Origin of the sequence: Mycobacterium cookii (assembly GCF_010727945.1) — a bacterium.
Lineage (GTDB): Bacteria > Actinomycetota > Actinomycetes > Mycobacteriales > Mycobacteriaceae > Mycobacterium > Mycobacterium cookii.
On the sequence record NZ_AP022569.1, the window covers coordinates 3,180,926 to 3,200,029 of the forward strand.

Consider the following 19,104-nt stretch of genomic DNA (forward strand, 5'->3'; position numbering starts at 1 on the left):
CCGCAGAGCTCAACAAGAGTGCGGTCGACCCCAACACCGTTACCGAGCTTGAGCGGTTGTATGCGGATCGCTGATGTTTTGCCGTTGACTCCGTTGCAGCAGGGGTTGTTGTTTCATGCCAGTACGGCGCGTGGTTCTGGCGATGATGTGTATGCGGTGCAGCTGGTTATCGGGTTGCGTGGTGGGCTGGATGCGCATCGGTTGCGGGATGCGTTGTATGCGGTGGTGATGCGGCATCCGCATTTGGCGGCGCGGTTCTCGGAGCGTTTCGACGAGCCGGTGCAGATCGTTCCGGCTGATCCGTGGGTGCCGTGGCGTTATGTCGATGTCGGCGCCGAGGGCGGTGCTGTCGAGGACCAGATCGAGCGGGTGTGTGCTGCTGAGCGCGCCGCGGTGTGCGAGTTGGGTGATCGGCCGGTGTTTCGGGCGGTGCTGATCCGGACCGGCGACGATGAGCACCGTTTTGTGTTGACCAATCACCACATCGTGATGGATGGCTGGTCGTTGCCGATCCTGGTGGGCGAATTGTTCGCCAGTTACGCCGGCCAGCCGCTGGCACCGGCCGGACCGTATCGCCGGTTTGTCACCTGGCTGGCCGGCCGTGATGCGGCCACCGCCCGGGCGGCCTGGGCTCAGGTGCTGGCCGGTGTGGACACCCCCACCGTGGTGGGCCCGCCGGGCCGCTCCGGGCTGGGCCGGCGCGCGGTGGCGTCGTGTCAGCTGCCCGGCCAGCTCACCGAGGCGGTCACCGAGCTGGCCCGCTCGTGCCACACCACCGTCAACATCGTGTTGCACGCGGCCTATGCGCAGCTGCTGATGGGCTGGACCGGCCAGCATGATGTCGTCTTCGGCACCACGGTCTCGGGCCGCCCGGTCGAGCTGGCCGGCGCGGAGTCGATGGTGGGCCTGTTGATCAACACCATCGCGGTGCGCGCGACCGCCACCGCGACGACCACCACCGCCGGCCTGCTCGACCAGCTGCACCACGCCCACCACCACACCCTGGACCACCAGCACCTGGCGCTGAGCGACATCCACCGCCTCACCGGCCACGAGCAGCTGTTTGACACCTTGTTCGTCTACGAGAACTATCCGCTGGACACCACCGCCGCGCTGGGCATCGACGGCCTGGCCGTCACCGGGTACAGCACCCGCGAATACAACCACTACCCGCTGGCCATCCAAGCCCTGCCCGGCCCCGCACTGACACTGCGCGCCGAATACGACACCGAGGTGTTCGACCCCGCCACCATCGACACCCTGCTCGCACGCTTCACCGCGCTGCTGGGCGCCATGACCACCAACCCCCACACCGCGCTGTCCTGCATCGATGTGCTCGACCCGCCGAACACGCCCGCCTGCACCACTGGGGCAACCAGGCGGTGCTCACCGCGCCGGCACCCCCTGCGGCCTCCATCCCGGAACTGTTCGCCACCCAGGTAGCCCGTGTCCCGCACGCGGTCGCGGTCAGCGACGGCCAACTGTCGATGACCTACCGCGAACTCGACCAAGCCGCCAACCGGCTCGCACATCTGCTCATCGCCCACCACGCCGGCCCCGGACAACGCGTCGCGCTGCTCCTACCGCGCACCACCCACGCGATCGTGGCCATCCTGGCGATCCTCAAAACCGGGGCCGCCTACCTGCCCATCGACCCCGCACTACCCGACCCCCGGATCGGTTTCCTGCTCGATGACGCCACCCCCATCACCGTCATCACCACCACCGACCTGCACCGGCGCCTGCACGGACGCACCGGCACCGTCATCGACATCCACGACCCCACCCTCACCCACCACCCCGACACCGCGCCACCCCCACCCGACCCCCACAACATCGCCTACCTGATCTACACCTCAGGCACCACCGGCACCCCCAAAGGCGTCGCCATCACCCACCACAACGTCACCCAACTCATGGACTCACTGCACGCCCCCCTACCCCCTGCAGCAGTCTGGTCACAATGGCACTCCCTGGCGTTCGACGTGTCGGTGTACGAAATCTGGGGAGGGTTGCTAGCCGGCGGATGCCTCGTCGTAATCCCCGAACCCATCACCCGCTCACCCCAAGACCTCCACACCCTCCTCGTCACAGAACACGTCACCGTCCTCAGCCACACCCCGTCCGCGTTTTATGAGTTACAAATCGCCGATGCGCTTCAGCCCGAGCTGGGACATCAGCTCAAGCTCGAGGCGGTGGTGTTCGCCGGTGAAGCGTTGGAGCCCAAGCGTCTTGGAACATGGCGGCACAATCACCCGGGATCACCGCGCCTGCTCAACCTGTATGGCACCACCGAGACGACGGTGCATGCCTCGTTCCGGGAAATCGTCGACGACGACGTCGACAACTTTGTCAGCCCGATCGGGGTGCCGTTGGCCCATCTGGCCTTTTTTGTGCTGGATGGGTGGTTGCGACCGGTGCCGGCGGGTGTGGTCGGCGAGTTGTATATCGCCGGTCGCGGTGTCGGCCTGGGATATCTGGGCCGGGCCGGGTTGACCGGCTCGCGTTTTGTCGCCTGCCCATTCGGAGCCCCGGGGATGCGCATGTACCGCACCGGGGATCTGGTCAAGTGGGGTGCCGACGGACAGCTGCGGTATGTGGGGCGCGCCGATGAACAGGTCAAGATCCGCGGCTATCGCATCGAACTCGGCGAGGTCCAGGCCGCACTCAGCGCCCTCGACGGGGTAACGCAGGCGGTGGTGATCGCCCGCGAAGACCACCCGGGTGACAAGCGCCTAATCGGCTACATCACCGGCACCGCCGACCCAGCGGCGACGCGCGCCGCGCTCGCCGAGCGGCTCCCGGCGTACATGGTTCCGGCCGCGGTAGTTACCTTGGACGCGCTACCGTTGACGGTTAACGGCAAACTCGACAGACGTGCCCTGCCGGCACCGGAGTATCGGGCCGTCGATCGCTACCGCGCCCCGGGCGACGCGGTGGAGCAGATCTTGGCCGACATCTACGTTCAGCTTCTGGGTGTGCAGCGGGTCGGAATGGATGACTCGTTCTTCGACTTGGGTGGGCATTCGCTGTTGGCCATGCGGCTGGTGGCGCGGGTCGGCGCTGAACTGGGTGTAGAGATCCCGATCCAAGCAGTTTTCGATGAACCCACCGTGGCCGGGCTGGCCCGATGGATAGTGCGGCCGGATGCCGTGAAACCGGCGGCGCCGTCGTTGAACGGCTTTCGTCAGCAAATAACCAGACATGCCACGTGACGTTCTGGAGAGTCAGCCGGAAGCTGCAGAATTAGTTCTACCGATACGTCACCCGCCGACTCGGCTCCGCGGCTGTCACCACACAAGCGGCACCAGGCGGTAGCGAACGGTCTGCGTGTACTCGTGGTATCCCTTCAACTCCTCCTCGAGCAGCTTCTCCTCGTCGCGGAGCCGCAAGGCGAGCACGATCAGGCCGGGTATTACGAAGACAAGTCCCCAGTAGGAACCGAGCGCAAGGGGAATGCCGATCAGCATGATCACATTGCCGGTGTACATGGGATGCCGCACCATCCCGTATAGGCCGGTGGAGATGACCGTCTGCCCCGCCTCCACCCGGACCGTTGAGGCCGCATAGCTGTTCTGAACGATGACCAGCGCTACCACACCCAATCCAAGGGCAACCAAGACATCACCGACCAAGCACAGTGCCGTCGGTACCGGCGACCAGCGGAAGCGATGGTCAAGGACGCTGACCACGACCATTGCCGCCAGTGACGAGTACAGGCCGGCAATAACAACCTTCTGCGCCACGCGGCCCTCCGCTGTCGGCCCCCCACGCATCCGGCGCTGGAGGGCAGCGGGATTGGCGCGCAGCAGATAAATCGGGGGAATCCACACCGAAAGGGCAACCACCACAAGGAAAACCCACGCTTGCCAGTAGTCGAACGTGCCTGCCGGCACGAACAGCATCACGCCGAACACAGCGAACTCGGCAAGACCGAAAACCAACAACTTAGGGATGGTTTTCACCGATCCTCCTTCATCGCTTCGGTACCGCGCGAACAGTGCACCAAGATAGTTCAACTTGTGTCAAACACTCTGCGAGGGTCGCACGGCATGGGAGCGGTGTCGGTCGACTAGGCCTGCTCGCGGGCTGGGAATCGGAGTCGGCCCCCGCTCAACGCGATCGCTAACCGCCCAGAACTTCCTCGTCGACATACCGCCGTCGCTCTCGTCGCTCTAAGGGTCCCGCCGACTGGTCGGGGTTTGGTCCCGAACTGGTCTCGGACATGGCTAGACTGCAACGGCTTGATTATTGAACGTACGCACAATATTGATCGCTCTAGGAGATGCGAAGCTGTGGTCGAGTCTTCCATTCTCGCTGAGCTGCGGGAGCGTGCCAACCTGCAGCCCGGTGAGACAGCCTTCACCTATGTTGACTACGAGCAGGACTGGGCGGGCGTTGCGGAAAGCCTGACGTGGTCGCAGCTGTATCGGCGAACGCAGAACGTCGCGCAGGAGCTCAGAGCCTGCGGGTCAACTGGTGACCGCGCGGTGATATTGGCGCCGCAGGGGCTTGGCTACGTCACTTCGTTTTTGGGCGCATTAGAGGCCGGTCTGATCGCGGTTCCGCTGTCGGTTCCGCTGGGGGGCGCCAGCGACGAGCGCGTCAGTTCGGTTCTGCGCGACGCGTCGCCTGCTGCGATTCTCACGACATCGTCGGTCGCACGCAACAGCGCCGAGTACATCCAGTCGAAGCCCGGTGAATCCGCGCCGTCAGTGATCGAAGTTGATTTGCTGGACCTGGACCGCCAGGTTGGACCGGCTGTCGAGGCCGATAGTCGGCCGGACATCGCGTATTTGCAGTACACCTCCGGGTCAACTCGCACGCCGGCCGGAGCCGTCGTCTCGCACGAAAACATCCTGGCGAACTTTGAGCAGATCAACGTGGGCTTCTTCGGTGGGGCTGCCCCGACGGACACGACAGTCGTGTCCTGGCTGCCGTTCTACCACGACATGGGTCTGTATCTAGGAATCCTCTTTCCGGTGCTGACGGGACATCCCGCCCTGATCACCAGCCCGGTGGCGTTCCTGCAACGACCGGCTCGATGGATGCAAGCGTTGGCGAGCAGTAGTCACGCATTTTCGGGCGCACCAAACTTCGCTTTCGAATTGGCGGCACGAAAGACATCAGATGACGACATGGCCGGGCTCGATCTCGGCGGCGTGTCGAGCATTCTCAATGGCAGCGAGCGAGTACAACCCGCGACGCTGCAACGCTTCGCCGAGCGGTTCGCCGGCTTCAACTTTCATCCCAGGATGTTGCGGCCTGCATATGGAATGGCGGAGGCAACGGTTTACATCGCGACCCGCGAAGTGGGCCAGCCACCAGAAATCGTTCATTTCGAATCCGAGAAGCTGACCGCCGGCCAGGCGCAGCGGTGCTCAAGCGACGACGGGACACCGCTGGTCAGTTATGGCGTACCAAAGTCGCCGATGGTGTGCATCGTCGATCCCGAGACCAGTACCGAGTGTCCGGCGGGAACGGTCGGTGAGATTTGGACGCAAGGCGACAATGTCGCGAAAGGTTATTGGGGGAAACCACCAGGCACAGAAGGCATGTTCGGTGCGACCCTTGTCGGCACGGCCGGCGCATCCGAAGGCCGCTGGCTGAGAACCGGAGATTTGGGCTTCTTCTCCGAGGGTGAGCTGTTCGTCATCGGCCGTATCAAGGATCTCCTGATCGTCTATGGGCGCAACCACTCTCCCGATGACGTCGAGGGGACGATCCAGGAGATCACCAAAGGCCGCTCCGTGGCGATAGCGGTTCCGGATGATGGCGGCGTTGAGAAGCTCGTCGCCATCGTCGAACTCAAGCACCGGGACGAATCCGAAGAGGCTGCGATGCAGCGCATGGGCGTCGTCAGGCGTGAAGTCGCCACAGCGATATCGAAGGTGCACGGTCTGAGCGTGGCGGATCTCGTTCTGGTGCCGCAGGGTTCGATTCCCATCACGACAAGTGGCAAGGTCAGGCGACGCGACTGTGTACAGCTGTATCTGCACGATGAGTTCAACCGCTTAGACGGCCTGATCCGCCGGCCGGGGCAGCACATGGTCGACGACGCTGGCGCGGGCCCCGGCGTCGACTCGGGGTGGACTCAGCGCCTGCACACGCTCCGCAAGCAGCAACATGACCTGCTGGTGGGGTTGGTGTGCTCGCAGGCGGCACTGGTGTTGGGTCATCCCAGCCCCAACGACATCGACCCTGAGTGCGCGTTTGGAGACTTGGGGTTTGACTCGGTGAAAGCTACCGAGTTGCTTGACCGGCTCAACACCGTCACCGAGTTGGCGTTGCCACCTACCTTGGCCTTCGACTGCCCGACCCCGGATGAGTTGGCCACCCACCTGGGTCAACTCCTGAGCGGGTCGGTTTCGGCGGCTCCGACGGTGGCTTCGCGGGTGCAGACAGACGAGCCGGTAGCGGTGGTGGGAATGGCGTGCCGGTTTCCTGGTGGGGTGGATTCGCCGGCAGCGCTGTGGGATCTGGTGGCCAACGGCACCGACGCGGTCGGGGAGTTTCCCGCCGACCGCGGCTGGAACCTGGCGGACTTGTTCGATCCCGACCCCGATGCGGTGGGCAAGACCTACACACGCGCCGGCGGGTTTGTGGCGGATGCCGCCGGATTCGACGCCGACTTTTTCGGGATCTCGGCGCGCGAGGCCCAAACCATGGACCCTCAGCAGCGGCTGCTGTTGGAGGTGTGCTGGGAAGCGCTGGAAACCGCCCGAATTGATCCGGCGGCTCTAGCGGGTTCTGAGACCGGGGTGTTCGTCGGAGCATGGTCACAGTCCTACGGCGCGGGCGGTTCTGATGGTGTGGAGGGCTACGGCCTGACCGGTCTGTCCACCAGTGTGGCCTCCGGCCGTGTTGCTTACGCGCTGGGTTTGCAGGGCCCGGCAATCACCGTCGACACGGCCTGCTCGTCATCGTTGGTAGCCACGCATTTGGCGTGCCAGTCCTTGCGAAACGGCGAGTCGACTCTCGCCCTTGCCGGTGGCGTCACGGTGATGACCACACCGGCGGTGTTCACCGAGTTCGCCCGGCAACGCGGGCTGGCTGCCGATGGGCGCTGTAAAGCCTTCTCCGCCAACGCAGATGGCACCGGCTGGGGCGAAGGGGCCGCGGTGTTGGTGCTGGAACGGCTCAGCGACGCCCGGCGCAACAATCACCCGGTGCTGGCGGTTGTCGCGGGGTCGGCGATCAACCAAGATGGCGCCTCGAATGGTCTGACCGCACCCAACGGGCCCGCTCAGCAACGCGTCATCGCCCAGGCCGTTGCCAACGCCGGCATCGGGCTTGATCAGGTCGATGCTGTCGAGGCCCACGGCACCGGCACCACTCTGGGGGACCCGATCGAGGCCGGCGCCCTGATCGCCACCTACGGCCTCAGCCGTGACCCCGAGCACCCGCTGTGGCTGGGATCGATCAAATCGAACATCGGCCACACCCAAGCCGCCGCCGGTGCCGCAGGGCTCATCAAGATGATCGAGGCCCTCAACCACCAGAGTTTGCCCCCAACCCTCAATGTCGATGGCCCCAGCCCGCACATCGACTGGTCAGCCGGCACTGTCCGGTTACTCACCGAGCCGACGCCCTGGCCGGTCGCCGATCATCCCCGCACCGCGGCAGTGTCCTCGTTCGGGATCAGCGGCACCAACGCGCACATGATCCTGCAACAAGCCCCTACCTCACCGGCCGGGTCGGCTGACGCGGAACCTGCCACTGAGCAAGCCCATCACGGTGCTGAATTCGAGCTGGCGATGTGGCCCGTTTCGGCGCGCACCCCCGCGGCGTTGCGCGCGCAGGCCGACCGGCTGCACCAACACCTGGTCTGCCATCCCGACCTGGATCTCGCCGACGTGGCCTACAGCCTGGGCTCAACCCGCACACATCACTCTTATCGGGCAATGATCACCGCACCGGTGGCAGCTGCCGATCCGCGCGAAGACCTGCTGGACGCCCTACATGCCCTGCGCACCGACCAACCCCACCCACAGCTGACCCAACACCATTACGTGGCCCACCTTCGCGGTAAAACCGTGTTCGTCCTACCCGGCCAAGGCGGCCAGTACCCCGGGATGGGTCGAGAGCTCTACGAACACCACCGCGTCTTCGCTGACATGGTCGATGACTGCGATAAGGCGTTGCGCCCGTTCACGGGTTGGTCGGTGCGCGAGGTGCTGTGTGGGGACGAGGCGGCCCCGTCGCTGGACCGGGTGGATGTGGTTCAGCCGGCGCTGTTCACGATGATGGTTTCACTGGCCGAGGTGTTAAGCCACTACGGCATTGTTCCCGACGCGGTGATCGGCCACTCCCAAGGCGAGATCGCCGCGGCGTATATCGCCGGGGTGCTTTCCTTGCCCGAGGCCGCCGAGGTGGTGGCGCGGCGCAGTCAAGCACTGAGCGCCCTGTGCGGTGCCGGCGGTATGGCGTCGGTCCTACTGGGCGCCGACCAGCTAGCCCCACGCCTGCAACCCTGGGGGGAGGCGTTGAGCATCTCCGCGATCAACGGTCCCTCACACACCATCATCAGCGGCGATCCGGCCGGGTTGGAGGAATTCACCGCAGCGTGTGAACGTGACGGCATCCACGTCCGACCGATCGCCGTCGATTACGCCGCCCACTCTGCTCAGGTCGAACCAGTGCGTGAGCGACTTCTGGCCGAGCTTGCCGACCTGACCCCAGCGCACTCCCGCATCCCGCTGTATTCCACAGTGGCCAGCGCCCTTTCAGCCGATCCGCTCGACACCACGAAGATGGACGGCGACTACTGGTACCGCAACTTGCGCGAGCCGGTCCGGTTCTACGACAGTGTGGTTGAGCGCTTGGCCGCAGGTGAGCACACGTTCGTGGAGTTGTCCCCGCATCCGGTACTGGCCCCAGCGATCACCGACACCCTGGCCCAGTCCGCGGCGGGCCGGACCCAATCAGCGATGGTCATCACATTGCACCGGGACCGGCCCGACCAAGACAACCTGGCCACCGCGCTGGCCCAGTTGCACAATCACGGCCACAGCCCGTCGTGGTCGGCCCTTTATCCGCAGGCTCGCACCGTCGGGCTGCCCACCTACCCCTTCGAGCACCGTCGCTACTGGCTGTCACCCACGTCGACCGACGACGCGTCTGGGCTAGGCCTGGACCGTGCAGAACATCCCTTGTTGGGCGCGGTCGCCACGCTGGCCGACGAAGACCAGGTCATGATCAGTGGGCGGCTGTCACCCAACACCCAGAACTGGCTGGTTGGCCATCAAGTCAACGACACCGTGGTGTTCCCGGCGACAGGGTTCATCGAGGTGATCCTGCGGGCCGGTGAATTGGCCGGCAGCCCGGTGATCGATGAGCTGGTCTTGCATAGTGCCCTGATTTTGTCCGAGCGGATGCCGACCGATCTGCAGATCGTGGTGCGGCCGCTCGACGAGCAAGGGCAGCGACGGTTCAGCGTGCACTCGCGCACCGGTGGCCAGTCCGGCGTGTGGACGTTGCACGCCAGCGGGACGTTAGGCGCTGATCAGCCCACGGCCGAGGTCTCGCTCCCGCCGGCGCCGGGTGTGGAAGCCCTTGACCAGGACGACTTCTACGAACGACTGGCCCACCGGGGTTACCGTTACGGCGGTCTGTTCCGGTCGCTAAGGGGTATCGGCACCGACCCGGCTCAACCCGAGGTCGCCTATGCCGAGGTGGCATTGCCCGCCGGCACCGATGTCACCGGGTACGGCATCCACCCCGCCCTCTTGGACGCCGCCCTGCACCCGTTGGCCTCGTTGTTGGACCGCGCCGGCGAGGCCGACTCGGCGTCGCTGCGGCTTCCGTATGCGTTTAGCGGGATCACCCTGTATGCCACCGCGGCCACCCAGCTGCATGTCCACCTGACCCGCACCGCCGACGACACGTTTGAGCTGCGCGCGACCGACCCCACCGGCACACCGGTAATCACCATCCGTGCGTTGACTTTTCGTGCTGTGTCCGACCAGATCGGCCGGCCCACCTCAATGGCCGGGCTATCCGACAGCCTGTTTGAGTTGTCCTGGCCGCCGGTGCCCGAGCTGCCCGATCCGTCAGCGGCCCGGCCGCCGGCGTGGGCGGTATGCACCGATTCGCCCGAGCAGCTGCCGGCCAACCTGTCCGGCGGCACCATCCACACCGACCTGACCACCGTGACCCCAGGCCCGGACCTGGTGATCTGGCAACTACCCAAGGAGAAGGTGGGCGGGGAAGCTGAACCGCTGGGACGGGTGCATTCGCTGACTCGCAATGTTGTGGCGCAACTTCAGAGCTGGCTGGCCCGGCCGGAAACCGCCGACACCCGCCTGGTGATTGTCACGCGTCACGCAGTCGGCGTCAGCGCTTACGACGGTGTCCCCGATCTGGCGCACGCAGCAGTCTGGGCGCTGATACACACCGCCCAAAACGAGCACCCCGACCGCATCATCTTGCTCGACACCGACGACACCGTCGCCACCGAGGACAACCTGCTGACCGTTGCCGCGGCGCGACCGGCCGGCGAGCCGCAACTGGCCCTGCGCGACGGTGTCATCCACATCCCCCGACTGACTCGCACCAGGAACCTGACCCCACCGGATGCCCCCGACTGGCAGTTGGGCACCACCAGTAAAGGTGACTTGACGAAGCTGACCTTGCTCCCCACCGACCCCACCACAACGTTGGCCCCAGGGCAGATCCGCGTTCAGGTCGGGGCCGCCGGGCTGAACTTCCGTGATGTGGTCGTCGCGTTGGGCGCCATCGACGATGACGGCATGGGTAGCGAAGCCGCCGGGGTCGTCCTCGACGCTGCCCCCGGGACATCGTTGCGTCGCGGTGATGCGGTGATGGGCCTTTTCCCGCACAACGCATTCGCGCCCACCGCGGTCACCGATGAGCACATGGTGGTACCCATCCCGGCCGGATGGTCGCTCACCCAGGCCGCATCCGCGCCGATCGTGTTTTTGACCGCCTACATCGCTTTGGTCGAGATCGCCGGGCTATCGGCCGGGCAGCGGGTGCTCATCCACGGCGGCGCGGGAGGTGTCGGTCAGGCCGCCATCCAGATTGCCCGCCACCTTGGTGCTGAGGTTTTCGCCACCGCCCACCCGAACAAACATCACGTGCTCAGCGATCTGGGGGTCGACCCCGGGCACATCGCCTCGTCGCGCACGCTGGATTTCGTCGACGCGTTCAATGGCACCACCGGTGGGCAGGGCATGGACGTTGTGCTCAACAGCCTCAGCGGAGATTTCGTCGATGCGTCGCTGCGGCTGCTGCCCCGCGGGGGCAGATTCATCGAAATCGGCAAGACCGACATCCGCGTGGCGGGCGATGTCGCCGCCGCCCATCCCGGAGTCGACTATCACGTCTACGACCTGTCCAGCGCATCGGCGGAATCCCTGCAACCCGCATGGACGGCGCTGACCGAGATGTTTGCCGCCGGTGTCCTCAAGCCGCTGCCCACCACCAGCTACGGCCTGCTGAACGCCCCCCAAGCCTTCCGCGACATGAGCCAAGCCCGCCATACCGGAAAGATCGTCCTGATCCCCCCCGCGGTGTTGAACCCCGAGGGCACGGTGCTGATCACCGGTGGTACTGGGATGCTGGGCGCGCTGTTCGCCGAACATCTGGTCACCCGCTACGGCATCAGGCATCTGCTGCTGGTGTCTCGGAGCGGGCCCGACGCTCCCGGGGCCGGCGAACTGAAAGAGCGTCTGGCCCGGCTGGGCGCCCACGTCGCCATCACCGCCTGCGACGCCAGCGACCCAGCTGAGTTGGCAGCGCTGCTCGACTCCATCGACGCCGGCCACCCGTTGACCGCGGTCATCCACACCGCGGGCGTCCTGGATGACGCCATGGTGACCGAACTGACCCCCGGCCAACTCGATGCGGTCTTGGCCGCCAAAGCCGACGCCGCCTGGCATCTGCATCGACTCACCGCCGACCGAGACCTGGCCGCGTTCGTCTTGTTCTCCTCAGCCGCGGGGATACTGGGCAGCCCCGGGCAGGCCAACTATGCGGCCGCCAATGCGGTCCTGGATGCGCTGGCCCGCCAGCGCAACCACACCCAGCGCCAGGCCACCAGCGTGGCCTGGGGCTACTGGCAAACCCCCAGCGGGATGACCGGCCACCTCAACGCAACCGACTTGAGCCGGCTGAGCAGCAGCGGCCTGATTCCCATCACCAGCGAGCACGGCGCGGCCCTCTTCGACGCCGCGCTCACCCGTCAGCGGCCAAATGTGGTGGCCAGCCCGATCAACATCGGCACGTTGACCCGGCACGCACGCCATCACACCTTGGATCCAGTCCTGTCCGCGCTGACCCGTGTCCGCCCCCAAGCCGCCACCGCCAGCCCCCGCACGCTGGCCGCCCGGTTGGCTACCCAAAGACCCCAGCAACGGCTTGAGACGCTGACCGCGATGGTCACCGCCACGACTGCTGCGGTGTTGGCGCACCCCGACCCGGACGCCCTCGATCCCGACCGTCACTTCAAAGACCTCGGCATCGACTCGTTGACCGCCCTGGAACTACGCAACACCCTCAACCAACGCACCGGCCTCGTCTTGCCGGCAACCCTGGCCCTCGACTACCCCACACCCACCACGCTCGCCAGCCACCTCGCCGAGCTGTTGACCGACGCCGTTGAGCCTGCCGTCCCGGCGGCTCAGGTCAGCACACGTAGCGACAAGCCGGCGGACAACGCGCTCGCGCCTGTGGATCAAGCGTCATTTCTCGCGATGCGAGCGACTCACGCCGCGCTGATTCAGGTCATTTGGATATATGACGGTGCCGTCAATGTCGATGGGTTACGGCGTTTTCAACGCAATCTTGGATGCGGATTGCTGGGACGCACGATCGAACGCTCTCCGTTACCGTTCGCGCGTGACCGCTGGGTCAAGGCTGCGGCGTCGGAGGACATCGATATGGCCGCAACGCCGCGGCGGCGCGCCGATGTGGACGCATGGGCCGACGAGCAGGCACGCCGGCCTATCGATCCGGAGTGGGGACCTGGCTGGCATCTCGGGGTACTTCCACTCGAGGGCGGCGGGACCGCGGTAAGCCTGGTGGCGTCACACACAATCGTCGACGCGGTCGGGCTTGGCCAGGCGATAGAAGATGCTGCCGCGGGCAGGACGCGCGATCTGGGCTACCCCCGGCCTAAATCGCGCACCCGTAGGCGGGCGTTGCGTGAGGATCTTCAGCAAACCGTCAAAGAACTACCAGACTTAGCGCAGGCGTTGGCTGCCGTGGTTCGAAGGGCCCGGAGCGACCGCAAAGGGTTCACAGCATCGATCAAAGTGGCACCACCTGCCCCGAGGACCGCTAGCGACGATCAGGCAGTAGAGGTGCCTGCCTTGACCGCATACATCGACCTGGCGGAATGGGATGCTCGCGCGAAAAGTCTTGGCGCGAGCAGTACATCGCTTGTGGCAGGAGTCGCGTCCAGACTCGCTGTGAGGGTGGGCCGTGTTCATGACGACGGAACAGTCATCCTGAGATTTCCGCTGACGCTTCGGACCGAAGACGACACCCGCGGCAATGCGCTCACGATCGTCGACGTTCCAGTCGACCCAAGCCACGCGGCAACGGATCTCGGGGATATGCACGCCAAGATCACGCACGCAATGCTCGCCGCGATCGAGAACTCCGACGACGCGGTTTTGGCGACACTTCCACTGGCGACGCTGGTACCGAGGTGGGTGAACAGGGGACTAGCAGCGATGGCGGCAGGTGGCGCCGGCCTGCCGGTCACTTGCTCCAATCTCGGTGACCTGTCTCCGGCGGCGAACCGGCCAGACGGCACCGATGCCGACTTTGCGTACATGAGAAACCTCTCGCCCGATATCAAGAAAAGCACCCTCGAGCACATGGGTGGACAACTGTTTGTGGGTTCGGGGCGGGCGCGCGGGAAGATGGGTATCAGGATCTCCGCATATATTCTTGGGCGGCCAAACACCAAGGATGATCTGCGGGAGAGCGTGTCACGCACCTTCGCCGAGTTCGATCTGGATGCTGAGATCGACTGCTAGCCTTGGCTTTTCGCGTGTTTTGAAATCAACTCGTTGGATGTCGGCCAGGAGAGCATCATCTCCGGCCACGCTCTTCGTGGCACGGTCCTCCATCTTCACTTCGGCACCATGCGTAAGCAGCGCACCAAGTCAGTTCAACTTGTGTCAAACAGCTGTGCGGGGGTCGGACGAGTAGTAGCGTCCGCGTCATCGGTGGGGCCGCGTCAGATCCGAAACGAGTGCGCACCCTCGGGTGCGCCCGCGGGAAAGGGATACCGATGATGGGACAAGCCGCTCGAATCAGTCAACTGGGCTTGCTGGCAGTCGGGATGAGCATGGGGGCAGCGCTGGCTTCCACCCCGCAGGTCGCCTCGGCCGACCCCTACACCGATCAGTCTTCGTGGATCGATCAACTACTGAGTGGTCTGTCGGTCCCCGCAGCCACGACGTCGCCGCTGGATATCCAGATCTCGATCAGCGGGATGGATTTGTTCTCAACAGTGGACAACACCGCCACCGCCACCTCGGGGCCCGGAGACATCGCGGTCGCGATCGGCAACGGCGCCGTTGCCAACGCCAACGGCGGCATTCTCAACTTCGCGCTCGCCGACGGCACCAATACCTTCGCTGAGACCCCGTTGGGAGCGAACTTTGATGTCGCAGTTGCCACCGGCACCGCTAGCTCCGCCAACATCGGGTTGGGCGCGCGCTTTGATTTTGCTTTCGCCGACGGCCCAGGCAGCTCCGCCAATATCGGGTTGGGCGCCAACCTTGACAGGGCGCTAGCCATCGGCACGGGTAATTCCGCACTTGTCGGAGTCGGCAGCAGGATGAGCACCGCACTCTCCGACGGCACCGGTAACAGTGCCGTTGCCGGCGCGGGCAACGGCAACCTCGCCGAGGCCTTCGGCGCGCATAGCAACGCCATCACCGTTCTGGGCAACGGTGACCTCGCCTCCGCCACCGGCGGCGGCACCGCGACCGCGGGCGGCTTTCTGTCAACCGCAGTCGCCAACGGCGCCAACACCACCGTTTCGGCCACCGGTATCTCCGACTCCGCCATCGCCATCGGCGGCAATGGCGACGCTCAAGCCAGCGGCGTCGGCGACATCGCCTTGATCTTCAACAACGGCAGCGCTCTCGACCAGGCCACCGCGACGTTGGGCGACAACCTTCTCGCCGAGGTCTTCGGCACTGGCAGCAGCGCCACGGCCGGGGTTGGCAACTGGGACCTCGCCGCCGTCTTCGGCGACATGCTGCATGCGAGCGCGACCGGCGCCAATTTCCTGCTCGACATCCTGCCGTCGCTGTAAGGCCGCCTGGTTCAATCGGTGCTGTGGCTCGGACGGCTTTTGCCCACGACGCCGTCATCGCGATGCAGACCGGCGGCAGTCCCAACGCCCCTGGCGCCGCCATCACGGTCGCGCTGTGCGGCGGCTGGGACCATCCACCGCCGTGCCCGCTAGCCCCCCATTACGTCAGCAACGTTCGTACGGGTGAAACCGTCACGCTACGTGTGCTTTTCGCCACCGAGGCGGAGAACGAAGCGCGTGTGCGGGCACTGATCGGCGGGGCGCTGGAGACCGGGCGGTTGACCGGTCCGGACGGCGAAGTCGCGACCTGGCAGCTGCGGTCGGCGTCCCCGGGCGAGATTCGGGCCGACGAACGCGAGCATGCCGCGCACCTGGTTGCGCACTAGCGGCACCCGAAATTCCGTGGGCGCGTAGCGCCTACGGAGTTCAGGCGGGGTGTTTCGCGTAGGACCGACTGAGTCAGGTGCGGCCGCGCTCACATTCCGACGTTGTATCCAGAATACTGGACATCGGCTGTCAGCTTGTATTACCTTCTATCGGTATGTAATCTTCACTTTCAGTGCATCTTCGGTATCCCAAGTGCGCACTGAGGCGTGACGAAACAACCCCGGGGCTGCTTCCAGCAGGAGGAGCGCATGTCGTTGGTGACCACACAGGTAATACCGCCCACACGGCGCCCGGGTACGGGACACCGCCGATGATCGAGATGGCCATCGTGGGCCTCGGCTCGTGGGGTTTGTGCGTCATGGAGCGGACCGTCAGCCGGGCCCGGCAGGTGGGAAAGCCCGTGCGGCTGCACCTGATCGAGCCCGCTCAGCTTGGCGGCGGTGTCTACTCCGCCGAGCAGCCCGACTTCCTGGTGCTCAACAACGCCTGCGGTCAACTCTCCCTTTATGCCGCCCCCGACGGGGACGCTCTTCCCCCTTACGCCGTGGGCCTGCACCCATGGGCGGTGGTCCGCGGCTACCGGTGGGTGGGTTACGAGTGCCGCATCGGCGCCGGCGGTGACCCCATCCTGCCCACCGACTACCTGCCGCGACGGTTGATGGGCGAATACCTGGCCTGGTTCTACGACACGCTGGTGTCCTACGCACCGCCCAACCTCGAGATCGTCCGGCACTACGCGGCGGCCGTCGACATCTCGCCGGCCTTGCACGGGCACGAGGCGGTGCTGCTCGACAACGGCGCCACCCTGACCGTCGACCACGTCGTGCTGACCTCGGGCCACACCTGGAACGACGAGGCCGGTGCCGACGGCGGCGTGCGCTACCTGCGGCCCTACCCCATCGACTATCTGGATCAATGCGCTCCGGCCGGATCCTCGTTGGCCGTGGCCGGCATGGGCCTGGTGGGCTTCGACGTACTCGCCGCGCTGACCATCGGGCGCGGCGGGACCTTCGAGGGCCGGTCCGACCGGTCCGACAGGTTGCGGTACGTGCCCTCCGGCCACGAGCCGACCATCACCCTCTATTCGCGCTCCGGCGCGCCGTACTGCGCCAAGTCGGCCACCGGCGTCGACCCCTACGGCCAGTACCAACCCGTGGTGTGCACCCCCGAGGAGTTCACCGCCCTCACCCATCCGGGCGGGTCGCCGTTACGGCGGCACGTGGACTTCCGGGCCGAGCTTCTCCCGCTTGTCTTCGCCGAGATGCAGGCGCGCTACTACATCCAGTGCGCCATCCTGGCCGGGGGTGACGGGGCAGCGAGCGAGGTGCGCACCGTTCTGCGGCAAGGCTGGGTCGACGGGTACTACGAGAAGGCCGTCGACGTCCTCGAGCCGCGCTACGGGCGCTTCGACCCGGCCGCCCACCTGTTCGCCGGGTCCGACCGGCACTACACGTCGGCCGCCGACTACCAGGCCCAGGTCTACGACATGATCGACGACGACCTCACCGAGGCCTTGCGGCCGGGGGGGAGCCCGGTCAAGGCGGCGCAGGAGGTGCTGCGCATCCTGCGTGACCAGCTGCGGTCCGTCATCGAGTTCGGTGGGCTGTCCCTCGACTCCTACGTCGAGTTCCAGGCCAACGTCCGGGGACGCATCAACCGGCTGGAGGCGGGCGTCCCACCCATGCGCTCCCAACAGCTGCTGGGGCTGCTCGACGCCGGGGTGGTACGCATCCCGCTCGGACCGGGCCCGAAGGCGGCCGCCTGCCCCGACGGCGTCCGCTTGAGTTCCACGGCTCTCGACGAGCCCACCGCCATGACGGCCGACGGGGTGGTGCGCGGCTACCTCGACATGCCCTCGCTGGCCCGGTCGGGCTCACCCCTGCTGAACCGCCTCTACGCCAAGGGAAGGCTGACCCAGCTCAGCTACGGCGACACGCCCGTGGGCAGCGTGGCCATCAACGAGGAGTTCCACCCCTACGACACCGAGGGCCGCCTCCAGCCCAAACTCTCCGTGCTGGGCGTGCTGACCGAGGGGGTCCGCTACTTCACCCACTACCTGCCCTCGCCGCGCAGCCGCCTGCGGGCCGTCTACGACGCCCAGGCGTGCGTCGAAGCCGTGATCGGCTGAGCACATGACGGACACGGAGTCGTTGATGACCGGACGCGCCCAACCATTAGTGGCAGTGGGCTACGGGCCGCGCTGCGTTCCAGTGATGCAGCTGGCCGAAGCGGCCGCCGGCATCTGCGACCTGCTGTGGATGATCGACACGGCCGTGCCGGGGATGAGCGAGATGACCGATCTGCTCAACCGGTTCGGCCCCGTCGTCGACCTCAAGGGCATGACCGTCGAGCAGACGTTCAAGACCCTGGCCGACTGGGCGCCCGACGGTATGACTACCTACCTCGACGCCGGCATGGTCGAACTTGCCTATGTGGCTGAGGATTTGGGCCTGCCCTTCCACAGCCCGGCAACCGCTGCCGCCCTCACCGACAAGGCGCGCCAGCGCCAGGCCCTGGCCGACGCCGGCCTCGACATGCCCGCGTGCCACCTGGTCCGCCCCTACCAGTCCGAGCGCGAGCTGTCGGCCATCGAGGCCGAGGTCGGGTGGCCCGCCGTCCTCAAGCCCCGCTCGGCGCAAGGCAGCCGCTGCACCTTCCTGGCGCGCGATCGCGCCGAGCTGGCGAACCTGCTCGTCGCCCTCGGCCCGAATCGTCGCGACATGGTCCTCGAGGGTTACCTGCTCGACGATCCGGCCCGGGCCGGCGAACCCTACGCCGGCTACGTGTCGGTGGAGAGCGTGGTCGCCGACGGCGTCATCAGCCACCTGGCCCTCACCGGCCGCTTCCCGCCCGCCGAAAACTTTCGTGAGACAGGGTTTTTCATCCCCGCCGCCCTCGACGCAGACAGCCGCTGGGCCGTCCTGAAGCTGGCCACTCGGGCCATCGAGGCACTCAGAGTGCGCACCGGATGCCTGCACACCGAGGTCAAGTTCACCCCCGACGGACCCCGCATCATCGAGGTCAACGGACGGGTGGGCGGCGGTGTGCCCGAGATGCTCGAGCGGGCCGCCGGGGTCAAGCTGCTCGACCTCACCCTGCGGGTGGCCCTGGGTGAGCCGGTCTCGGTCGACGGACCGGTGGCCACCGAACGCATCGGCTACCGCTTCTTTCTGCAGCCGCCGACCGTCTCGGCCACGGTGACGGCCATCGAGGGCATCAACGACTTCACCGACCGCGCCGAGGTGGACACGGTCAGCGTCCATCAAGGCCCGGGCGCCGCCCTCGACTGGCGGGACGGTTCCGGCAACCACATCGTGGCCGTCGTCGGCTCGACCGACGACGAGGAGCAGTTACAGGCGGCGTACCGGTTGCTGCACCAAGAGGTCACGGTCACCTACGCGGACGTGAGGTACTGA

Annotated in this window: 6 protein-coding genes and 1 pseudogene; 6 read left to right on the forward strand and 1 reads right to left on the reverse strand. The window is 66.1% G+C overall.

Features of this window, described 5'->3' with window-relative positions; translation table 11 throughout:
• Nucleotides 1-18: 18 nt before the first annotated feature.
• Nucleotides 19-3,119: pseudogene (locus G6N27_RS25085) on the forward strand (non-ribosomal peptide synthetase); the annotation flags it as partial.
• 171 nt (nucleotides 3,120-3,290) lie between these two features.
• Here G6N27_RS25085 and G6N27_RS15030 read toward each other — a convergent pair.
• Nucleotides 3,291-3,965 carry a methyltransferase family protein gene (locus tag G6N27_RS15030; RefSeq protein ID WP_163777097.1) on the reverse strand — a complete coding sequence of 225 codons (675 nt, stop codon included), beginning with the start codon at nucleotides 3,963-3,965 and terminating at the stop codon, nucleotides 3,291-3,293.
• Nucleotides 3,966-4,295: 330 nt separating this feature from the next.
• Between G6N27_RS15030 and G6N27_RS15035 the strand changes: the two genes are divergently transcribed.
• The 5 genes from G6N27_RS15035 (at nucleotide 4,296) to G6N27_RS15055 (ending at nucleotide 19,104) form a co-directional block, all read left to right on the forward strand.
• Nucleotides 4,296-14,009 carry a type I polyketide synthase gene (locus tag G6N27_RS15035; RefSeq protein ID WP_163777098.1) on the forward strand — a complete coding sequence of 3,238 codons (9,714 nt, stop codon included), beginning with the start codon at nucleotides 4,296-4,298 and terminating at the stop codon, nucleotides 14,007-14,009.
• A gap of 260 nt (nucleotides 14,010-14,269) precedes the next feature.
• Nucleotides 14,270-15,301, forward strand: coding sequence for a hypothetical protein (locus G6N27_RS15040; RefSeq protein WP_163777100.1), 1,032 nt, complete (start codon nucleotides 14,270-14,272; stop codon nucleotides 15,299-15,301).
• Between the two features lie 23 nt (nucleotides 15,302-15,324).
• Nucleotides 15,325-15,687, forward strand: a complete 363-nt coding sequence (locus tag G6N27_RS15045) for a hypothetical protein (RefSeq protein WP_197746506.1) — start codon at nucleotides 15,325-15,327, stop codon at nucleotides 15,685-15,687.
• A 311-nt stretch (nucleotides 15,688-15,998) separates the two neighbouring features.
• Nucleotides 15,999-17,816 carry an FAD/NAD(P)-binding protein gene (locus tag G6N27_RS15050; protein WP_163777102.1) on the forward strand — a complete coding sequence of 606 codons (1,818 nt, stop codon included), beginning with the start codon at nucleotides 15,999-16,001 and terminating at the stop codon, nucleotides 17,814-17,816.
• 4 nt (nucleotides 17,817-17,820) lie between these two features.
• A complete protein-coding gene (locus G6N27_RS15055) occupies nucleotides 17,821-19,104 on the forward strand; it encodes an ATP-grasp domain-containing protein (RefSeq protein WP_163777104.1) in 1,284 nt (427 codons plus the stop codon).